The sequence below is a fragment of the Phycicoccus sp. Root101 genome, assembly GCF_001426245.1.
GTDB lineage: Bacteria > Actinomycetota > Actinomycetes > Actinomycetales > Dermatophilaceae > Pedococcus.
In genome coordinates this window covers 179,176-198,387 of sequence record NZ_LMCM01000010.1, presented here as the reverse complement: position 1 = coordinate 198,387, position 19,212 = coordinate 179,176, and the positions used below count along the sequence as shown (strand labels likewise).

Here is a 19,212-nt window from a genome sequence, read left to right as displayed (position 1 = left end):
GGGTTACTGACCGGCGGCGAACTGGTCCACTGCTCCGAGGCGTCCGCCCTGGCGTCCACCCTGGTGGGCGGCCGCCTGCATGGTCTGGCGCTGGCGGTGGCTGGCCCGGCCCGCGATCTCGGCGTAGTACGCGGCGCGACGGCGAGCCACGAGGCCCTCGTCCATCGCCGGGAGCTGGTCGGGGTCGAGGTGGGCGTTCATGCCGTCCTTGAGCATCTTGAGCGCCTCGGTCCGGATCTGCGAGATCCGCGACTCGGTCACCCCGAGCTCGTCGGCGACCTCCTTGAGCGGACGGTCCTCGAAGAACGTGGCGCGGATGACGACGCGCAGGCGCTCGGGGAGGGACTCGACGGCGGCGTCGAGGTAGCTCTCGCGCTCACGCTCGACGACGACGGCCTCGGGTGTCTGGCTGTGGCGCGGAAGCATCGAGTCGGCTCCGGCGTCGACGAGGGCGTCGAGGCGCAGGACCACGGACTGGTGCAGGTCACGGCCGAGCTCGCGGACCTCGTCGACGCTGACCCCCATGTGGGTGGCCAGCTCGCGGTCGTCGGGCTCGCGGCGCAGGGAGCTGGAGAGGGCGTCGCGGGCGGCCTCCCGCTCACGGGCCTTGGCGCGCAGGCTGCGGGACGCCCAGTCGAGCGAGCGGAGCTCGTCCAGGAGGGCGCCCTTGATGCGGCGGGCTGCGTACCGGCCGAACGGCACCCCGCGCTCGGGGTCGAAGGACTGCGCCGCAGCAGCAAGGGCTGCCATGCCGGCGGACGTGAGGTCGTCGAGCGTGACGTGCGACGGCAGTCGCACGCTCAACGAACGCACCTCGTAGTGAACGACGGCCAGGTGCTCTCGGCACAGCCTCTCGGCGTCAACGCTCGCCGAACCCCGCTCTCGACATCCAGTAACAGTCACGTTGTAGAGGATGGTGGTGCGACACGAGTGCTTCCAGACACCAGTGGGGCCCACAGCCTCTTCGGCTGAGCAAGGTCAGCCGAAGGGACGACGCGGAAGGTATGCCGTTGGTCAAGTAGTTCCGTGTGGCGGAATACCGACCATGTCGAGGAGCGTCCCGACACCTTCGCGGGCCTCCGGCGCGAGCGTCCGCAGGACCGAAAGTTCGACGAAACACTCACATCGACGTCGACCCGGCCGATGGGGAGGCCGTGATGAAGGTCGACAACGACAAGGCCGCGATGGCCTGCGCCGAGCTCTCGGAGTCCCTGTGGCGGGTCCGGGACCTCCTCGAGCTGCTCGCCTACCGCGTCGAGGTGCAGCGTGCCCTCGTCGAGACCGGCCGGGCCACCTGGATCGCCCGCTCCACCCGTGAGGTGGACCAGCTGCTCCAGCAGATCCGCACCGCCGAGCTCATGCGCGCCATCGAGACCGCGCCCGCCGCCCAGGCCCTCATGCTCTCGGACGACGCCTCCTTGGGAGAGATCGCCGCAGCAGCGCCGGCCCCCTGGGACCACGTGATCGCCGAGCACCGCCACGCCCTGCTCGAGGCCACCAGCGACCTCACCCAGGCTGCGCTGGCCAACCGCGACCTGCTCGCCAACGGCGCCCGGGCCGTCGAGGACGTCCTCGCCCAGTTCTCCGGACCGCACACCTCGTCGACGTACAGCGCGGCGGGCACCCCCGAGCACGACCCCACCCGCCGCCTGTTCGACCAGAGCTCCTGAGGGCATGATGACCACGATGACCACCGCACCCCGCCCCCACGCCACGGAGCTCGCCACCATCCGGCTCCACGAGGGCCTGGTCGGGTTCCCGGACACCGAGTCCTACAGCGTCATCGGTGGCGACGGCGGGGTCTTCGAGCTCGCGCCGGTCGACAGAGCGGGTCCGACGTTCGTGGCGGCCGTGGCCGGCTTCTTCTTCCCGGACTACCACCCGGTCCTGGACGACGTGACCGCCCAGCGGTTGGACCTCAGCGATGCAGATGATGCCCTGGTCCTCGTGATCGTTACTGTGGGCTCTGACATCAGTGCGGCGTACGGCAACCTGTTCGCTCCGGTCGTGGTCAACACACGCACCGGCGCGGCCGAGCAGGTCGTCCTCAGCGGGCAGGACTTCCCGCTGCGGGCTCCTCTCGTGGCGGCCGCCGCGGGTCACTGACCCGCCGCACACAGCCGTCGACCATGGCCTGAGAAGGCCGAGGAAGGAGCCGGGACGTGCTCGTGCTCAGTCGCCGCCCGCAGGAAAGCTTCCGCATCGGTCACGACATCGTCATCACGGTGCTCGAGGTCAGCGGCGACAAGGTCCGCATCGGCATCGACGCCCCGTCGCACGTCCAGGTGCACCGCCAGGAGGTCTACCTCGAGGTGCAGAAGGCCAACCTCGAGGCCGCGTCCGCGTCGCCGTCAGCCGCTGCCGACCTCGCGGCCGCGATCCGTGGGCAGTCCGCGCCGGCCGCGGAGGCGGCGGCTCCCGAGCCCGACGAGCCTGACGGCACGGACCGCCCGACGGCCTGACCGCCTGACCGCCTGACCCCGGCGCACCACCCGCGTATGGCGCGGGCGCGCCAAACGTCCGCGCTCCGCTTGCACCGGCCACCACCACGGACAGGTATGCCGCCTGCTCGCCCCCGCGCGCAACCTCCCTGCCCGCGGCACCTACCAGCCGACGATCAGCTCGACCTGCGCATGCGGCGGCCGAGCGGGTCACCTGGCGCGCTGCCAGCCAGCTGGTCGTCGGCCGGTCGTGGCCGGCCACCACGACGGACAGGTGAGCCGCCTGCTCGCCCCCGCGCCATACCTCCCCGCTCGCCCGACCTCTTAGGCGCTGGGGGCCAGTAGGGCGCCGGGCTCGCCGGACACTACGTCACTGCTCACAGATCGTGATCAGTGACGTAGTGTCCGCGCTCCCCCTCCCCTGCTCGCCCCCCGCGCGCTGGGACGAGCAGGCGGGTACCGACCTCAGCGCACGCCGTAGAGGTGCTCCAGGGCCAGCTGGTCGAGGTGCTCGAACGCCATGCCCCTGCGCCCGGCCTCCTCGGGGTCGAAGCTGTCGTCCCGCAGGGACGCGACGCGTTCCCCCGCGGCGAGGGTGGGGGTGGACAGCTCGTCCACCCGGGCTGCCTGCAGGGCCGCCTGCACCTCGGGGTCGGCACGGAACGTCGAAGGCCTCCTTGAAGCGGTCCAGCGCGGCGCGCACGTCCTTGGCGGCCCCTGACTCGGCGCCCTCGCGACCGCCCCACGCCACGAAGGTCTGCGCACCCAGCTCGACCGCGAGGTCGATGTTGTCGGCGACCTTGCGGATCGCGAACCGCCGCACGTCCCGGTCATTGTTGGTGAACTGGCCCGGCGATCGTGAAAGCCCTGCGCGCACAAGGGATCGAGGCCACGGACAGCCGCGGCCTCATCGCCCTGGTGAAGGGCGGCGACATGGCCGCTGCTACCGCGATCCGCCAGGCAGGACGCGAGATCGGTGAGGTGCTGGCGACCTGCGTCAGCATGCTCAACCGTCGGTCATCGTCGTCGGCGGGATCCTCGCCCAGTCGGCCGAGAGCCTCCTCGCCGGGGTCCGGGAGGTGGTCTACGGCCGCTCGTTGCCGCTGGCCACCGGCAACCTCCAGATCGTGGCCGCCCACACCGGTGACCACGCCGGTGTGATCGGCGCGGCCACCATGGTGATCCAGCACGTGCTGTCGGCCGAGCAGGTCGAGCAGTACCTCCAGACCACCGCTTCCTGAGACGGCGCCCGCGGGGGTCGGTCAGGAGGCACCGAGCCGCTTGAGGGTGGCGAGCCGGCGCTCGTACTCCTGCTCGTCGATCTCGCCGGCGGCGTAGCGCTCGGCGAGCCGGGACTCACCTGCGCGCTGGCCGGCCAGGGCGTGCATGCGGCCGAACCTGCGTCGGCCGAAGAAGCCGAAGGTCGTGAAGACGGCGATGACGAACAGCAGCCACAGGATCGGGAAGATCGGCCACCACGGACCGGGGCCGTTCCAGTGGTCGTGAGCGGCGATCGCGGTGGTCGCTGGGGCGAGGAGGGAGTGCATGACGTGCTCCTTGGGTCGGGTCGGGCTGACGACTCGATCCTTCGCCGGTGGGCGGGCCCGCGAATCCTCCCGAGGTCGACACCTCGGCTGCGCCCCGGGAGGTATGCCGTGGGCGCCAGTCCCAGGGCGTCGGTCCCAGGGCGTCAATCCCCCAGGCGTCGGTCCCCCGGGCGTCAGTCCGGCGGCGTCGCAGGACCGAACCAGGCCCGCAGTCGCCGGTGCAGCTCCTGCTGGTCGTCGCCGACCCACGCGACGTGGCCGTCGGGACGCAGCAGCACGCCGCGCACGTCCAGCTCGGCACTGGTGTCGACGACGTGGTCGACCCGGTCGGCCCACCCGTCGGCCTCGAGCCGTCCCTCCTGGTCGAGCAGGAGTCCCCTGCCCCGGTGCAGCCGCGCGTAGAGGCGGCCATCGGAGAGCGCGACGTCCCGCAGCCGCCTCCCGACGAGGTCGGGGCCGTCGCCGAGGTCGTACCTGACGCCGGTCCCCGAGACCTTCTCGAGCAGGAACCGTCCCACGTCCTCGAAGTCCATCAGCTGGTTCAGCAGGGCGCGCACCGCCTGCGGGCCGGGTTCGGGCGAGATGAGCTCCGACAGGGCGCGCGTGGTGGTGAGGACGTCGGCGGCCGCCGGACGTCGCTCGGACTCGTAGGTGTCCAGCAGCCCCGGGGGCGCCCAGCCCCGCACGTCTGCAGCGAGCTTCCAGCCGAGGTTGAAGGCGTCCTGGACCCCGAGGTTGAGGCCCTGTCCCCCCAGTGGCGGGTGGACGTGCGCGGCGTCCCCGGCGAGCAGGACCCGGCTCGAGCGGAAGCGGTCGGCGAGGCGGGTCGCGTCCGTGAAGCGGGACATCCACCGGGGCGAGTGGACCCCGAAGTCGGTGCCCGCGTAGGCCAGCAGCTGCGTCCGGAACTCCGCCAGGGTGGGCGGCGTGGTGCGGTCCTCGGCCACGGTGGCGGCAGGGACGACGCCTCGGAACAGGCCGCCACCGGCCGGCCCGATCCCGAACCCCCGATGGGTCCGGCGGACCTCGGCGACGATCGCGGCCAGCTCCTCGGGCGGTGTCGTCACCTCCAGCTCGGCGAGGAGCCACTCGGTCCTCGCGGCCTCACCGGGGAACCCGATGCCGAGCAGCCTCCGCACGAGGCTGCGCCCACCGTCGCACCCGACCAGCCAACGCGAACGGAGGCCGGTACCGTCGGCGAGCTCGACCCGCACCCCTTCCTCGTCCTGCTCGACTCCCGTCACCTCGTGGCCGCGGCGGACGTCGGCCCCGAGCTCGACCGCCCGCTCGGCGAGGAGGCGGTCGGTCACCGGCTGCGGGATGCCCAGGACGTAGGCGTGGGCGCTGTCGAGGGGAACGGGCGATGGCGTGTCGGCCCCGGGGAACCGCCGCGCTCCCTCGGGGTACTTCGTCCCCACCTCGAGGAACCGGTCGAGCAGGCCGCGCTGGTCCAGGATCTCGATGCTGCGCGGCTGCAGCCCCAGGGACCGGACCAGGGGACTGGGCTCCGCCTCCTTCTCCAGCACCACCACGTCGACGTCGTGGAGCCGCAGCTCGGCCGCCAGCACCATGCCGGTCGGCCCGCCTCCACAGATGATCACGTCAGTCACCCGAAACCCCTCTCCCGACGAGAACTGTTGCCCTGGAAGGCCTTCGCCACCGTCACTCCTGCGACCAACCCGGTCGGACCAGGCCGCTCTCGTACGCAAGCACCACGAGCTGGGCGCGGTCGCGGACGTGGAGCTTGACCATGGCGCGACTGACGTGGGTCTTGGCGGTCGCCGGGCTCAGGAACAGCCGCGTGGCGATCTCGTCGTTGCTCAGCCCTTCCCCGACCAGGGCGACCACCTCACGCTCGCGGTCGGTGAGGGCGGCCAGGCGGTCGGCGGCGGGAGCGGCCGTCCCCCGGCTGCGCGTGGCGAACTCGCCGATCAGCCGTCGGGTCACTCCCGGGCTGAGGAGGGCGTCGCCCGCCGCGACGGCCCTCACCCCGCGCAGGAGCTCGGCCGGCTCGGTGTCCTTGACGAGGAACCCGCTCGCACCGATCCGCACGGCTTCGAAGACGTACTCGTCGAGGTCGAACGTCGTGAGGATCACGACCCTGGTGCCCGACAGGGTGGGGTCGTCGACGATCTGCCTGGTGGCCGCGAGGCCGTCGGTGCCGGGCATGCGGATGTCCATGAGCACGACGTCGGGGCCGGTCGACCGGACCAGCGCGACTGCCTCGGCGCCGTCGGCGGCCTCGCCCACGACCTCGAGGTCGTCCTCGGCGTCGAGCAGGGCCCGCAGGCCGGCGCGCAACAGGGCCTGGTCGTCGGCCAGCACCACCCGGATCACCCGCCACCCCCGACGGGGAGGCCGGCCTCGAGCCGCAGCCCGCCCAGCGGCGACGCCGCCACCGAGAACGTGCCGTCGAGGGCGGCCGCCCGTTCGTGCATGCCCCGCAGGCCGTTGCCCGGCACGAGGTCGGCGTGGCGACGACCACCGTCACCGTCGTCGTCGATGCGGACCGTGAGCACCTCGGCACCGTAGCCGAGGGTCACCGCGGCGTGGTGTGCACCGGCGTGCCGGACCACGTTCGTGATCGCCTCCTGGACGATGCGGTATGCCGCCAGCTCCACCGCAGCGGGCAGGGCACGGGCCTGTCCCTCAACAGATTTCGACACGACAAGGCCGGCGTGACCGCTGCGTTCGACGATGTCGTCGAGCGCCGCGAGCGTGGGCGCCGGCGCCAGGGGCGCCGGGCCGTCGTCGCGGAGGACGTCGATGAGGGACCGCAGCTCGGCCAGGGCCTCCTTGCTGGCGGCCTTGATGGCACGCAGGGCCGGCTCGACGTTCTCGGGCCTGCGGTCGGCGAGGTGGAGCGCGACACTGGCCTGCACGTTGATGAGGGACATGTGGTGGGCCACGACGTCGTGCAGCTCCTGGGCGATGCGCAGTCGTTCCTCGCCGGCCTGGCGCCGGCGTCGCTCCTGCACCGCGGCCCGGAACGAGGCAGCCCGTTCGGCCCGCACCCGGACCACCTCGGCCACCGCCAGGATGACGAGGACCCAGCCGACGACCCCGAGCTGCGTCCCCCACGACCAGTGGTCGCGGTCGAGCCGGATCCGGCCGACGGCGTCCGCCAGCACCAGCGCCCCGGCTCCGGACCAGGCCGTCACGCGGTGCCCACGTGCGACCGCGAACACCAGCGCGAGCGCGAGGCTCGCGTACACGGGTCCGTACGGGTAGCCGGCCAACAGGAACAGCCCCGTGGTCGCCACCACCACCGCGCACACCAGTCGCGGCGCCCGGCGGCCGAACCACACAGCGGCCGGACCCAGCACGAGCAGGCCCACCGCGAGGGCGTCGACGGGTCGCCGCGCCGGCTGGTTGTGGGCCGCACCCAGCGTGCCGCCGACCTGGACGAGCGCGAGGAGCACCAGACCCAGCATTCGCAGCGGTCGTGGTGGAGCTCCCGTCCACGGACCGGGCCGACGAACGGCCCGGTCCTCACGCTCGTGCATGCACCCCACAGTAGGAGCGCCGATCGGCTCGTGGCGTCCTGCACCGGGAGCAGCACGTCCTACGCCCGGTGGAGCAGCCGGCGTGCGGCGGGGCTGGACCTCTGGGGGTGCGCTGGCGTCTACGTCACTGATCACGATCGGCGATCAGTGACGTAGTCCCGGCGATGACCCCCACGAAGGCGGCGGGCGGGGGTGGTGCTCCTGGCGGGCGGGGCTGTTCGTCGCGGGGCGGTGGCGGTGGGAGCCGTCGCTCGTGCCTCGCTCCTCCCAAATCCCGCAGCTCCAACACAAGACGAAGGACCCGACGGAAAGCGTGTCGGGTCCTTCGTCTTCTGGCGGTGGCGGTGGGATTTGAACCCACGGTGGGCTTTCACCCACACACGCTTTCGAGGCGTGCTCCTTAGGCCGCTCGGACACGCCACCGCGGAGCAGGTTACTAGAGCAGGTGACGCCCGGCGAAATCGCCCCGAACCGACGGGTCCGAGCGACCGGAGGACGCCTCAGCCGGCGTAGGGGACGCGGGTCCAGCTGAGGGTCTGCGCGGCGCCGGGACGGTTGACGGTGACCTTGAGCCAGTCCTTGTTGTTGTCCGAGCCGTCGACGGTGATCCGCTCCAGCCCCGCGGCCGGGCGTTCGACGCCATACCGCTCCAACCACACCGAGCCCGGCGCGAGCGGGCGGTCGGAGTTGTAGATGTGGGAGTCGCCGTTGACGAGGTAGACGTCGCCGCGGAACCGGTTGGTCTCCTCGGCGAGTGCTTGGACGAGCGGCCGGAACGCCGAGATGTCGCTGGGCGTGGGCGTGTACGTCGGGTCGAACATGTCGGCCTGCTGCAGGACCATGACCGCGCGGTCGTGCCGCTTCGACGCGTCGGCGAAGGTCCGGCGCAGCGACGCGATCGACGCCTTCATGCGGGCTTCCTGCTCGGCCACCTGCTCCGGTGTCGCCACGGTCTGGCCGATCCCGGTCCAGGGCTGGAGGTCGTTGTTGCTGCCCACGACGTGGAGCGTCGCGAACGAGACCCCGGCGCGGCGCAGCTGCACGTTCTCCGGGTATGCCGCGTTCGGCACCGAGACACGCGCCGGGGCTCCCAGCGTGGTCCCGGGGCGGTCGAAGAAGACCGACCGGTCGAAGGCCAGCCGCTCGAGCGGGTTGTAGGCACCGTTGTTGGCGCGGTGGCAGTCCGTCCACTCGTTGTCGCCCGGGGTGTAGACCAGCGGGTCGGTGAAGCGGTCGAACTGGGTGCGGATCATCCGGTAGTAGGCGTCGTCGCACCGGGTGGACCCGTTCTTGATGTCGCCGACGTGGAAGACGAGCCCGACCTGCGGGTCGGCGTTGATCTGGTCGATCCACGCGGGGAACCGGGCCACCTGGTCGGCGCCGTAGGGCACGTCGCCGATGACGGCAAAGGTCTCGTGGCCGGGCTTGTCGCGGCCGTGGCCGCCGCCGCCGCCGGGACCAGCGTCGTGCGCGAGGGCGGGTGCGGCACCGGCGATGCCGGCGGCGAGGAGGGTCAGGACGGCGACCCCGAGGAGGGGGCGGCGGGCGGTCGAGGGCATGGACGAGCTCCTGTCAGAGGGGACAGGAGAGTTCTTGCCGAGCCGGGTGAACACCGGCCCCCCGCTGGGGTGGCCAGCGGGTGAACGATCAGGCAGCCTCGGGCCGGCCCTCGGAACGGTGCCGACGAACGGCCCAGACGACGACCGCCACGAGCACGATCACGCCCACGATGATCGCAGCGCCCTTGCCCAGCCAGGCCTCCACCTTGTGGTACGACTCGCCGGCGAGGTAGCCCGCGGTGACCGCGGTCGCGCCCCAGGCGATCCCGCCGACGGCGTTCCACGGCAGGAACACGCGGTACTTCATGCCGCTGAGACCGGCCAGCGCCGGCATGACGGCCCGGAAGAACGCCGTCCACCGACCGAGGAAGACGGCCGAGCCACCCCGACGCTGGAGGAACTCCTGCGCCTTCTCGAGCTTGGCGCGTCGGCGGTCGAAGATCTTCGACCCCATCACCTTGGGCCCGAACAGCTTGCCGATCTCGTACCCGACGGAGTCCCCGACGATCGCGGCCACGACCACGATCGTCAACACCACCCACAACGAGGTGTGGCCGAGGCTGGCCGTGACCCCTCCGATGATGGCCAGCGTCTCGCCCGGGAGCACGAACCCGACGAAGAGCGCGTCCTCGGCGAACACCACGACGGCGACGAGCAGGTAGACCAGCCACGGCGGCGCTCCGAGCACCGTGTTCACCAAGCTGTTGACCAACCCGCTCATGATCCTGCTCCCTGCACTGGTTGGTCGCCGCCGAGGTGGCGGTCGTGCGCCGGTTGGCGTCGGTGTCCCTCGAAGAATGCCAACAGGACCTGAGAGCACTCTGATTCCCGGATCCCGCTGACGACCTCCACGCGGTGGGTGGCACGTCGGTCCCGGACGAGGTCCCAGACCGAGCCCGTTGCGCCGAGCTTGGGGTCCCAGGCGCCCAGCACCAGGCGCGTGATCCGCGCCAGCACGAGCGCTCCCGCACACATCGGGCACGGCTCGAGGGTGACGACGAGGGTGCAGCCGTCGAGGCGCCAGGACCCGAGTCGTCGGGCGGCGTCGCGCAGCGCGACGACCTCGGCGTGGGCCGTGGGGTCCTGCTCGACCTCGCGCAGGTTCCGGCCGACGCCGACGACCTCCCCGTCCGCAGAGACGACCACCGCTCCGACGGGGACGTCCCCGTCGCCCGCCGCCTCGGCGGCGAGCTCGAGCGCCCGGTCCATCCATGCGGCATACCCCGGGTCGGCGGCTGGTCCGCGGGTGGAGGTCACGCGCTAAGTTTCGCCTATGCGCGTCCACGTTGCCGATCACCCGCTCATCACCCACAAGCTGACCTACCTGCGCGACAAGCGCACGGACAGCCCCACGTTCCGGCGGCTGACCGAGGAGCTGGTGACGCTGCTGGCCTACGAGGCGACCCGCGACGTCCGCGTGGAGCCCTTCGACATCGAGACGCCCGTCGCACCGACGACCGGCATCAAGCTGTCCAACCCCAAGCCCCTCATCGTGCCGATCCTGCGTGCCGGGCTGGGCATGCTCGAGGGGATGGTCCGCCTCCTCCCGAGCGCGGAGGTGGGCTTCCTGGGCATGCAGCGCAACGAGGAGACGCTCGAGGCGATCACCTACGCGAACCGCCTCCCGGACGACCTTCGCGGACGCCAGTGCTACGTCGTCGACCCGATGCTGGCGACCGGCGGCACGCTGGCCGACGCCATCCGCTACCTCGCCGACCGCGGCGCCGACGACATCACGGCGGTCACGCTCCTCGCCGCCCCCGAAGGCATCAAGGCCGTCGAGGAGGCCCTCGCCGACCTCGACATCCCGATCAACCTCGTCACCGGCGCGCTCGACGAGCGGCTCAACGACAAGGGGTACATCGTCCCCGGGCTCGGCGACGCGGGCGACCGGCTCTACGGCGTCGTCTGACGCCCCGCGCCTCCGGCGGATCCGTCGCCTCCGGCGCGCCTGTTCCGCTCCGACAGGGTGATCGGACACGATGGTCGCTGAGGTGTGCCCCGGTCGGGCCCGCCCCACCCCCCAGCTCAAGGAGACGACGATGAACCGCGTGAAGAAGATCCTGTTGTGGGTCCTCGTCGCGTTTGCCATCTACGCGATCATCACCTCGCCGGACCAGGCCGCGCAGATCGTCAAGACCTCGTGGTCGATCCTGGCTGACGGCGTCCGCAACATCGGCAACTTCTTCGACGCCCTGCTCGGTCGGCGGTAGCCCGCCCCATGGCCGCCCGCGAGCGCCGCCACGCCGAGCTCGACCGGTACCTGCTGGACGGTGAGCGGCTCGTCACCGCGGTCCACCAGCACTGGGGCAAGGTGGCCGAACCCGTCGGCAGCGCTGCGGCCGGCCTCGTGGTGGCCCTCTGGGCCGACATCAAGATCGACCCCTCCATCGCGGTCGTCAGCACGATCCTGTGGTGGGTGTGGTTCGCCCTCGTCCTGCGGATGGCCTACCTCGTCGCCGAGTGGCGGCACGACTGGTTCGTGGCCACGGACAAGCGGCTGCTGCTGTTCTACGGGTTCATCACCCGCAAGGTCTCGATGATGCCGCTCGCGAAGGTCACCGACATGTCGTACGAGCGCTCGATCCCCGGCCGCATCCTCGGCTACGGCCGCTTCGTCATGGAGTCGGCCGGCCAGGACCAGGCCCTGCGCGAGGTCAACTGGGTGCCCCAGCCCGACCACCACTACCGGGCGATCTGCGCCGAGATCTTCGGCGTCACCGACCACGACAGCCAGGTCATCGACATGCGCTGGGAGAACGGCGTGGCCCCGGCGGCTCCGGTGCCGGATCCCTATGCGGGGTGGGACGATCCGAGTCACGGGACAGGACGCCCCGACTCGCTGTACCGCAGTCCGGACCTGCGTGAGCGTGACCGCAGCGCCGACACCGGGCCCATCCCTATCTACCCGCCGAAGGCCCCGCGGCGCGACCCCTGGCTCGACGACGACTGACCCGCGCGGGGCCTGTCCGAACTGACCCGTTTCGGCACGGGTGGGCGTCATTGCGCACCCAGCGCTAGCGTGATCTGTCGTCCGGGCCGCTGCGGCGGCCGTGCAGTCGGCCGGAAGGTGACCCGCATGTCCGTGATGAGGACCAAGTCGATCGAGCAGTCGATCAAGGAGACAGACGATCCCGAGTTCCAGCTCAAGACGAAGCTGACCGCCCTCGACCTCACCGTCTTCGGCATCGGCGTCATCATCGGCGCCGGCATCTTCACGCTCACCGGCAGGGCCGCCGCGCAGTACGCCGGGCCGTCCATCGCCCTGTCGTTCGTGCTCGCCGCGATCTGCTGCGGCCTCGCCGCGCTCTGCTACGCCGAGTTCGCCTCGACCGTCCCCGTGTCGGGGTCGGCCTACACGTTCTCGTACGCCTCGCTCGGCGAGCTGGTCGCCTGGATCATCGGCTGGGACCTGCTGCTGGAGCTGATGCTCGGCGCCAGCGTGGTCGCCCAGGGCTGGTCGCAGTACGCCACGCTCTTCCTCGAGAAGATCGGCTTCACCGTCCCTGCATCGGTGGCGCCGGGGTCGCACTTCGACCTCCCGGCGTTCCTGCTCATCGTCGCGCTGACCGCCCTGATCGCCATCGGCATCAAGGAGTCGCTGCGCGTCAACCTCGTGCTCGTCGGCGTGAAGCTGTTCATCGTGCTGTTCGTCATCGTCGCCGGGATCGGGTTCATCAAGACGTCGAACTACACACCGTTCATCCCGCCGGCCACACCGGGCAAGGCCACCGAAGGCCTGGCCGCTCCCCTGATCCAGGTGCTGTTCGGGCTGCAGCCGACCACGTTCGGCATCCTCGGCATCGTCTCGGGTGCCTCGATCGTGTTCTTCGCCTACATCGGCTTCGACGTCGTCGCCACCACCGCCGAGGAGGCCAAGAACCCGCAGCGCGACCTGCCGATCGGCATCATCGCCTCGCTGGTCATCTGCACGATCCTCTACGTCGCCACGACGCTGGTCATCACCGGCATGGTCAAGTACGACAAGATCGACCCGAAGGCCGCCCTGGCCTCGGCCTTCGAGTCCGTCGGAAAACCCGGCTACGCCACGATGATCGCCGCCGGCGCCGTCGCCGGCCTGATGACCGTGGTCATGACGCTGATCATCGGCGCCACCCGCGTCACGTTCGCGATGTCCCGCGACTGGCTGCTGCCGAAGGGGCTCGGCCGCACCAACCCCAGGACCGGCACGCCCGTGCGGCTCACCCTGATCATCGGCACGCTCGTCGCGCTGATCGCCTCGCTGACACCGATCGGCAAGCTCGAGGAGATGGTCAACATCGGCACGTTGTCGGCCTTTGCCCTCGTGTCCCTCGCGGTGCCGGTCCTGCGCAACCGTCGCCCCGACCTCAAGCGCGCGTTCACGGTGCCGTTCTCGCCGGTGCTGCCGGTGGTGGCCGCCCTGATCAGCATCTACCTCATGGTCAACCTGTCGGTGGAGACGTGGCTGAGGTTCCTCATCTGGATGGCGATCGGGTTCGTCATCTACTTCACCTACGGCATCCGCAACAGCCGCCTCGCCCGCCGCGGCGCGCAGGAGGAGGAGCCGGCCCGCACCTAGCGTCGCCCGCACCCGGACAAGGGGTGTGCCGTGTGGTCACCACGCGGCACACCCCTCCTGCGTGCCCGCCACGTGCCCTGGGTGGGCCCGCGACGTCATACTCGCCACATGAGGCTCGCCGTCGTGCTCGACTGCGCGGACGCACCCGCGCTGGTGCCGTTCTGGTCCGCTGCGCTCGGCTACACCCACGTCGCCTCGGTGCCCGGGTTCGAGGTGCTGGCAGCCGGTGACGAGCCCGGCTCCCCGACGTTCCTGCTCCAGCAGGTGGCCGAACCCAGGGTGGGCAAGAACCGCATGCACCTCGACGTGCACCCGCCGCTGGATCTCGGCGTCCCGGCCCTGGTGGCCAGGCTCGAGGCGCTCGGCGGACGGCGCCTGGGCGAGCCGGTCACCGGCCTCCTCGAGGACCTCGGCATCTGGTGGCAGACGATGGCCGACCCCGAGGGCAACGAGCTCGACGTCGTCGCCGACCCGGGCCACCCCCCAGTGGGGGCGTACTAGAGGGCCTTGATGATGTCCTCGACGCGTTCCTTGGCGTCGCCGAAGAGCATCTGGCTGTTCTCCTTGAAGAACAACGGGTTCTGCACTCCGGCGTAGCCGGTCGCCATGGAGCGCTTGAACACGACGACGTTGCGCGCCTTCCACACCTCGAGGACCGGCATCCCGGCGATGGGGCTGCCGGGGTCCTCGGCGGCCGACGGGTTGACGGTGTCGTTGGCGCCGATGACGAGCACGACGTCGGTGTCGGAGAGGTCGCCGTTGATCTCGTCCATCTCCAGGACGATGTCGTAGGGGACCTTCGCCTCGGCGAGCAGCACGTTCATGTGCCCGGGCAGCCGTCCGGCGACCGGGTGGATGCCGAAGCGGACGTTGACGCCCTTCTTGCGCAGCTGCGAGGTGAGCTCGGCGACGGGGTACTGCGCCTGGGCGACCGCCATGCCGTAGCCCGGGGTGATGACGACGGTCGAGGCGTCACGCAGCAGCTCGGCGACATCCGCCGCGATGGTCTCGCGGTGCTCGCCGTAGTCCTTGTCGTCGCCGACCGACACCTCCTGGCCGAAGCCACCGGCGATGACCGAGAAGAACGAGCGGTTCATGGCCGTGCACATGATGTAGGACAGGATCGCGCCGGAGGAGCCGACGAGCGCGCCGGTGACGATGAGCAGGTCGTTGCCGAGCATGAACCCGGCGGCCGCGGCTGCCCAGCCCGAGTAGCTGTTGAGCATCGAGACGACGACCGGCATGTCGCCGCCACCGATCGATGCCACGAGGTGCCAGCCGAACGCCAGCGCGATGACGGTCATGACCAGCAGCGGGATGATCGAGTGCGACTGCACGAACCACACCAGCAGGCCGGCGGAGACGACCAGCGCGGCGAGGTTGAGCCAGTGGCGGGCGGGCAGCATCAGCGGCGAGGACTTGATCCGCGCGCTGAGCTTGAGGAACGCGACGATGGACCCCGTGAACGTCACGGCGCCGATGAACACCCCGAGGAACACCTCGACGCTGTGCACCGCGTCGGCGCCGTCGCCCTCGGTGAGGAACGAGTTGATGCCGACGAGCACCGCCGCCAGGCCGACGAACGAGTGCAGCATCGCCACGAGCTCGGGCATCTGAGTCATCTCGACGACCCGGGCCCGCCACAGGCCGATGGCTCCACCGACCGCCATCGCGACGGCGATGAGCAGGAAGGTCGTCAGCGGGTGCGCCGAGCGGTCGAGCACCCCCCACACGGTGGCGGCGAGGGCCAGCGCCATACCGGTCACGCCGAAGGCGTTGCCCTCCTTGGCGGACTCGTGCTTCGACAGGCCCGCGAGGGAGAGGACGAACAGGACCGCAGCGACGATGTAGGCCGCCTGGACGAGGTTGAGGGTCATCGTGGCCTCAGTCCTTCCGGAACATCTGGAGCATGCGACCGGTGACCGCGAACCCGCCGAAGATGTTGATGCTGGCGACCGTGATGGCCAGCAGCGCCAGCACCTTGACGACCGCGTCGTCGCTGTCGACCTGGAGCAGGCCGCCGACGAGGATGATGCCGCTGATCGCGTTGGTCTCGGCCATGAGCGGGGTGTGCAGGGCGTGCGCGACGTTGGAGATCACGTAGAACCCGACGATGACCGCGAGCGCGAAGACCGTGAAGTGGCCGAGGAAGTCCGACGGCGAGCCACCTGCGACGAGAGCGAACAGCACAGCGGCCAGGGCCATGAGCACGTACTTGCGGCGGGGGTCACGCGGCTTCGGCTCTGGCTTGGGCGCCACCGGGGCGGCAGCGGCCGCGGGCGGCGCCGCACTCACCTGGACCGGCGGTGGGGGCCACAGGGTCTGGCCGTCGCGGCAGACCGTCATCCCCCGCTGCACGACGTCCTCGAGGTCGAGGACGACCCGGCCGTCCTTGCCCGGGGTGAGCAGCTTGAGCAGGTTGACGAGGTTGGTGCCGAAGAGCTGGCTGGCCTGCGTCGGCAACCGACCGGGCAGGTCGGTGTAGCCGATGATGCGCACACCGTTGGCCGTGGTGACGAGCTGGTCGGCGACCGAGCCGGCGACGTTGCCACCACTGGCCGCTGCCATGTCGACCACGACCGAGCCGGGCTTCATCGAGGCGACCATCTCCTCGGTGAGCAGCCGCGGAGCGGGGCGGCCGGGGATCAGGGCGGTGGTGATGACGATGTCGACGTCCTTGGCCTGCTCGGCGTACAGCGCGGCGGCCTTGGCGTTGAAGTCCTCGCCCATCTCCTTGGCGTACCCGGTGGCCGACGGCCCCTCGTCCTCGACGTCGATGCGCAGGAACTGCGCGCCCATCGACTCGACCTGCTCCCCCACCTCGGCCCGGGCGTCGAACGCGCGGACGATCGCGCCGAGGCTGCTGGCCGTGCCGATCGCGGCGAGCCCGGCGACGCCGGCACCGACGACCAGGACCTTGGCGGGCGGGACCTTGCCTGCCGCGGTGACCTGGCCGGTGAACAGGCTGCCGAACTCGTGCGCCGCCTCGATCACCGCGCGGTAGCCGCCGATGTTCGCCATCGAGGAGAGCACGTCGAGGGACTGGGCGCGGGAGATGCGGGGCACGGCGTCCATGGCGAGCGCGGTCACCCCGGCCGCCGTGAGGCTGGAGACGAGCGAGGGGTTGAGCGCCGGCGAGACGAGCGAGGCGAGGAGCGAGCCCGGGCGAAGGAGCGCGATCTCGGCGTCGTCCGGGGCGTTCACCTTGAGGACGAGGTCGCTCGCCCAGGCCTGCGCGCCGTCCACGACGGTGGCGCCGGCCGCGGCATACGCCTCGTCGGAGAAGGACGCGAGGGACCCCGCGCCGCGCTCGATGACGACGTCGTAACCGAGGCCGAGGAGCTGCCCCACGGTCTTGGGCGTCGCGGCGACCCGGGTCTCCCCCGGCTTGGACTCTGCTGGCACACCGATCAGCACTGCTGCTCCCGTCATTGGGCTCGCGTGGTCGCCAACCTAGAGGGAAACCCGCAGCCGTGGGGTGAAGCTGTGAGCACGGTCGCGCCCGCCGTCCACAGCGTGGACGACGGGCGCGCAGGAGCCGGGGACCGACCGGCTCAGAAGAGCAGGCCGGTCACGATGAGGGCCATCAGGGCGATGAGGGTGATGGCGCCGAGGAACAGGCCGCCACCGATGTCGCGCTGCGACTCCTCGTAGGGGCGGTCGCTGTGCAGGTAGTCGTTCGGGTAGGTGCTGGGGTGCCGGCGGCGGTCGTGGGAGACACGCTCACGCGGGCTGCGCTCGGCGCGGTGGGCGCCGTGGACGCGGGTGGTGTTGGTGGTCAAGGGACTCACCTCCTTCGTGGTTACGCTACGTATCGTATCGTAACTCTGCGTGCTCTCGCCAGTCGGCCCCAGGGCCTCGAAGGACCCGACGCACCGGAGCGCGACGGATCCCTCGAGGACCTCGGGGCGGGACGGGTATGGCGCGTGCGTCAGGCGGTGCCCGACACGTCGCCGTGCGGGACCGGCTGGCCGAGGCGGCCGGCCTGGTAGTCCTCGAACGCCTGGACGAGCTCGGCGCGGTTGTTCATGACGAACGGTCCGGCCCAGGCGACGGGCTCACGGATCGGCCGGCCGCCGAGGACGAGCAGGTCCAGGCCCGCGGCATACCGCTCCTGCTGGGTGCGGGCCGAGGAGACGCGCAGCGCGTCGCCCTTGCCGAGCACCGCCAGCTGGCCGGGGCCGATCGGCGTCTGGTCCGGGCCGACGAACCCGTCGCCGCTCATGACGTAGACGAGGGCGTTGAAGTCCTTGGGCCACGGCAGGACGAGCTCCCCACCCGGGGCCACCGTCGCGTGGACCATCGCCATCGGGGTGTGCGTCGAGCCCGGTCCGGTGACGCCGCCGACCTCACCGGCGATGACGCGCAGCAGGCTGCCGCCGTCGGCGGAGGTGAGCAGACCGACCTCGGAGGAGCGCAGGTCCTGGTAGTGCGGGGCCTTGAGCTTGTCGACCTTGGGGAGGTTGACCCAGAGCTGGAAGCCGTGGAACAGGCCGCCACTGACGACGAGCTGCTCCGGGGGCGCCTCGATGTGCAGGATGCCCGAGCCCGCGGTCATCCACTGGGTGTCACCGTTGGTGATCGTCCCGCCGCCACCGAACGAGTCCTGGTGGTCGAAGATCCCGTCCATGATGTAGGTGACGGTCTCGAAGCCGCGGTGGGGGTGCCACGACGTGCCCTTGGGCTCACCGGGGGCGTACTCGACGGCGCCCATCTCGTCCATGTGGATGAACGGGTCGAGGTCACGCAGGTCGACGCCCGCGAAGGCGCGCTTCACCGGGAAGCCCTCGCCCTCCGTGCCGGAGGGGGCGTCGGAGATGGCGCGGACCGGGCGCTGGACGGCAGCCGGCGCCACCGCGGGGACGCGGGGCAGGACGGTCAGGTCGGCGACCGTGACAGCTGGCATGGGACTCTCCTCGGATCGTTCAATATTCAACTATTACGGTCAACGACCGGCGTCGTCAAGCCATTCCCGGACTCTCGTCGTCCCCGGCGTTCGTGGCTCGCTCGGCGGCGTCGACGGCATCCGTGAGGAACCGCAGCACCGTCTCCCGCTCGGCCAGGGAGTAGGAGGCGATCGTCTCGCGCATGGTCGTGGCGATCGGGGCGAAGATGCCCGCCGCGACGCCCATCGCCTCGTCGGTCATCTCCACCGCCACCCGCCGCCGGTCGACCTCACTGTGGGTCCGACGCACGTGGCCGACCGACTCGAGGCGGCGCAGGAGCGCGGAGGTCGCGGGCGGGCTGAGCGACAGCCGGTGAGCGAGCTCACCGGGCGAGAGGTCGCCGCCCGTGCGGCGCGCATCGAGCACGTGGGCCAGCGCGTTGAGGTCGGTGCGGTGCAGGCCCACCGCTCCGCCCCGGGTGTCGATGTAGCGGTCCATCTCGGTCGAGAACGCACGCAGGGCATCGATGATCTCCAGCGCGAGGGCGGGTCCGGCGGGACGCGGCGCGACGGGTCGCCCCGGGGCGCCGATCCGGGCGGAGGACGGGCCGGCGGTCGCGGGCGCGCCCTCGGGGGTGGGGTGCGTCATCGGCCCTCCTCTCAGGTTGATCGGCACGGGATCGGCAGGGCGTGCCGTCCTCGGTTAGCGCGTC

Annotated in this window: 23 protein-coding genes, 1 tRNA gene and 1 pseudogene; 9 read left to right on the top strand and 16 right to left on the bottom strand. The window is 71.2% G+C overall.

Going from position 1 to position 19,212, the window contains the following annotated elements; genetic code table 11:
* Positions 1-3 precede the first annotated feature (3 nt).
* The gene (locus ASC58_RS17850; RefSeq protein WP_082553472.1) at positions 4-903 is read right to left on the bottom strand and encodes a sigma-70 family RNA polymerase sigma factor; all 900 of its coding nucleotides are present in this window, start codon (positions 901-903) and stop codon (positions 4-6) included.
* Between the two features lie 254 nt (positions 904-1,157).
* Between ASC58_RS17850 and flgN the strand changes: the two genes are divergently transcribed.
* The 3 genes from flgN to csrA are packed head-to-tail and all read left to right on the top strand — an operon-like array spanning position 1,158 to position 2,462.
* Positions 1,158-1,670: a flagellar export chaperone FlgN gene (flgN, locus tag ASC58_RS17845; protein WP_056915859.1), complete on the top strand. Its 513-nt coding sequence runs from the start codon at positions 1,158-1,160 to the stop codon at positions 1,668-1,670.
* A gap of 16 nt (positions 1,671-1,686) precedes the next feature.
* Complete coding sequence (gene fliW / locus ASC58_RS17840) at positions 1,687-2,106, top strand: flagellar assembly protein FliW (RefSeq protein ID WP_162246875.1); 420 nt, start codon at positions 1,687-1,689, stop codon at positions 2,104-2,106.
* 56 nt (positions 2,107-2,162) lie between these two features.
* Positions 2,163-2,462, top strand: coding sequence for a carbon storage regulator CsrA (gene csrA / locus ASC58_RS21840; RefSeq protein ID WP_082553433.1), 300 nt, complete (start codon positions 2,163-2,165; stop codon positions 2,460-2,462).
* 444 nt (positions 2,463-2,906) lie between these two features.
* Here csrA and ASC58_RS21740 read toward each other — a convergent pair whose 3' ends face one another.
* Together ASC58_RS21740 and ASC58_RS21735 are read right to left on the bottom strand one after the other, a co-directional pair.
* Positions 2,907-3,059, bottom strand: coding sequence for a hypothetical protein (locus tag ASC58_RS21740; protein WP_235529341.1), 153 nt, complete (start codon positions 3,057-3,059; stop codon positions 2,907-2,909).
* A gap of 46 nt (positions 3,060-3,105) precedes the next feature.
* Positions 3,106-3,291, bottom strand: a pseudogene (locus tag ASC58_RS21735) (xylose isomerase); the annotation flags it as partial.
* A gap of 142 nt (positions 3,292-3,433) precedes the next feature.
* On the opposite strand from ASC58_RS21735, the gene ASC58_RS21175 reads away from it, so the two are divergent.
* Positions 3,434-3,682, top strand: coding sequence for a hypothetical protein (locus tag ASC58_RS21175; RefSeq protein WP_369796262.1), 249 nt, complete (start codon positions 3,434-3,436; stop codon positions 3,680-3,682).
* A 21-nt stretch (positions 3,683-3,703) separates the two neighbouring features.
* Here the strand turns inward: ASC58_RS21175 and ASC58_RS17825 are convergent, their stop codons facing one another.
* The 8 genes from ASC58_RS17825 to ASC58_RS17790 all read right to left on the bottom strand — a co-directional run bounded on the left by ASC58_RS17825 (position 3,704) and on the right by ASC58_RS17790 (position 10,262).
* Positions 3,704-3,988, bottom strand: coding sequence for an SHOCT domain-containing protein (locus ASC58_RS17825; protein WP_056915863.1), 285 nt, complete (start codon positions 3,986-3,988; stop codon positions 3,704-3,706).
* A gap of 173 nt (positions 3,989-4,161) precedes the next feature.
* Positions 4,162-5,598, bottom strand: a complete 1,437-nt coding sequence (gene rox, locus ASC58_RS17820) for a rifampin monooxygenase (protein ID WP_056920236.1) — start codon at positions 5,596-5,598, stop codon at positions 4,162-4,164.
* 52 nt (positions 5,599-5,650) lie between these two features.
* Entirely contained in the window at positions 5,651-6,325 is a 675-nt protein-coding gene (locus ASC58_RS17815; RefSeq protein ID WP_056915865.1) for a response regulator transcription factor, read from the bottom strand.
* The gene (locus tag ASC58_RS17810; protein WP_157598565.1) at positions 6,322-7,410 is read right to left on the bottom strand and encodes a sensor histidine kinase; all 1,089 of its coding nucleotides are present in this window, start codon (positions 7,408-7,410) and stop codon (positions 6,322-6,324) included. Before ASC58_RS17810 ends, ASC58_RS17815 begins: the two co-directional genes overlap by 4 nt.
* A 417-nt stretch (positions 7,411-7,827) precedes the next feature.
* Positions 7,828-7,917, bottom strand: a tRNA-Ser gene (locus tag ASC58_RS17805).
* Between the two features lie 77 nt (positions 7,918-7,994).
* On the bottom strand, positions 7,995-9,053 hold the full coding sequence (locus tag ASC58_RS17800; protein WP_056920234.1) for a metallophosphoesterase: 1,059 nt from the start codon (positions 9,051-9,053) through the stop codon (positions 7,995-7,997).
* Positions 9,054-9,141: 88 nt separating this feature from the next.
* Complete coding sequence (locus tag ASC58_RS17795; RefSeq protein ID WP_056915868.1) at positions 9,142-9,774, bottom strand: DedA family protein; 633 nt, start codon at positions 9,772-9,774, stop codon at positions 9,142-9,144.
* Positions 9,771-10,262, bottom strand: coding sequence for a nucleoside deaminase (locus tag ASC58_RS17790; RefSeq protein WP_056920435.1), 492 nt, complete (start codon positions 10,260-10,262; stop codon positions 9,771-9,773). The genes ASC58_RS17795 and ASC58_RS17790 overlap by 4 nt, the downstream gene beginning before the upstream one ends.
* A 64-nt stretch (positions 10,263-10,326) precedes the next feature.
* Here ASC58_RS17790 and upp point away from each other — a divergent pair, with 64 nt between their 5' ends.
* From upp to ASC58_RS17765, 5 genes are all read left to right on the top strand, one after another.
* Positions 10,327-10,965, top strand: a complete 639-nt coding sequence (gene upp / locus ASC58_RS17785; protein ID WP_056915869.1) for a uracil phosphoribosyltransferase — start codon at positions 10,327-10,329, stop codon at positions 10,963-10,965.
* A gap of 70 nt (positions 10,966-11,035) precedes the next feature.
* Positions 11,036-11,266, top strand: coding sequence for a hypothetical protein (locus ASC58_RS17780; protein WP_056920233.1), 231 nt, complete (start codon positions 11,036-11,038; stop codon positions 11,264-11,266).
* 8 nt (positions 11,267-11,274) lie between these two features.
* Positions 11,275-12,006: a PH domain-containing protein gene (locus ASC58_RS17775; protein WP_056920232.1), complete on the top strand. Its 732-nt coding sequence runs from the start codon at positions 11,275-11,277 to the stop codon at positions 12,004-12,006.
* A gap of 126 nt (positions 12,007-12,132) precedes the next feature.
* Positions 12,133-13,614 (top strand): amino acid permease, encoded by a 1,482-nt coding sequence (locus ASC58_RS17770; RefSeq protein WP_056920231.1) that lies wholly within the window; start codon positions 12,133-12,135, stop codon positions 13,612-13,614.
* A gap of 108 nt (positions 13,615-13,722) precedes the next feature.
* On the top strand, positions 13,723-14,115 hold the full coding sequence (locus tag ASC58_RS17765) for a VOC family protein (protein ID WP_056920230.1): 393 nt from the start codon (positions 13,723-13,725) through the stop codon (positions 14,113-14,115).
* Here the strand turns inward: ASC58_RS17765 and pntB are convergent.
* From pntB to ASC58_RS17740, 5 genes are all read right to left on the bottom strand, one after another.
* Positions 14,112-15,491: a Re/Si-specific NAD(P)(+) transhydrogenase subunit beta gene (gene pntB, locus ASC58_RS17760; RefSeq protein ID WP_056920229.1), complete on the bottom strand. Its 1,380-nt coding sequence runs from the start codon at positions 15,489-15,491 to the stop codon at positions 14,112-14,114. The genes ASC58_RS17765 and pntB overlap by 4 nt on opposite strands.
* A 7-nt stretch (positions 15,492-15,498) precedes the next feature.
* Complete coding sequence (locus ASC58_RS17755) at positions 15,499-17,046, bottom strand: Re/Si-specific NAD(P)(+) transhydrogenase subunit alpha (protein WP_235529306.1); 1,548 nt, start codon at positions 17,044-17,046, stop codon at positions 15,499-15,501.
* Positions 17,047-17,168: 122 nt separating this feature from the next.
* Positions 17,169-17,396 (bottom strand): hypothetical protein, encoded by a 228-nt coding sequence (locus ASC58_RS17750; protein ID WP_056915875.1) that lies wholly within the window; start codon positions 17,394-17,396, stop codon positions 17,169-17,171.
* A 149-nt stretch (positions 17,397-17,545) separates the two neighbouring features.
* Positions 17,546-18,520, bottom strand: coding sequence for a pirin family protein (locus ASC58_RS17745; protein ID WP_056920227.1), 975 nt, complete (start codon positions 18,518-18,520; stop codon positions 17,546-17,548).
* Between the two features lie 55 nt (positions 18,521-18,575).
* Positions 18,576-19,148, bottom strand: coding sequence for a MarR family winged helix-turn-helix transcriptional regulator (locus ASC58_RS17740; RefSeq protein WP_056920226.1), 573 nt, complete (start codon positions 19,146-19,148; stop codon positions 18,576-18,578).
* Positions 19,149-19,212: the final 64 nt, after the last annotated feature.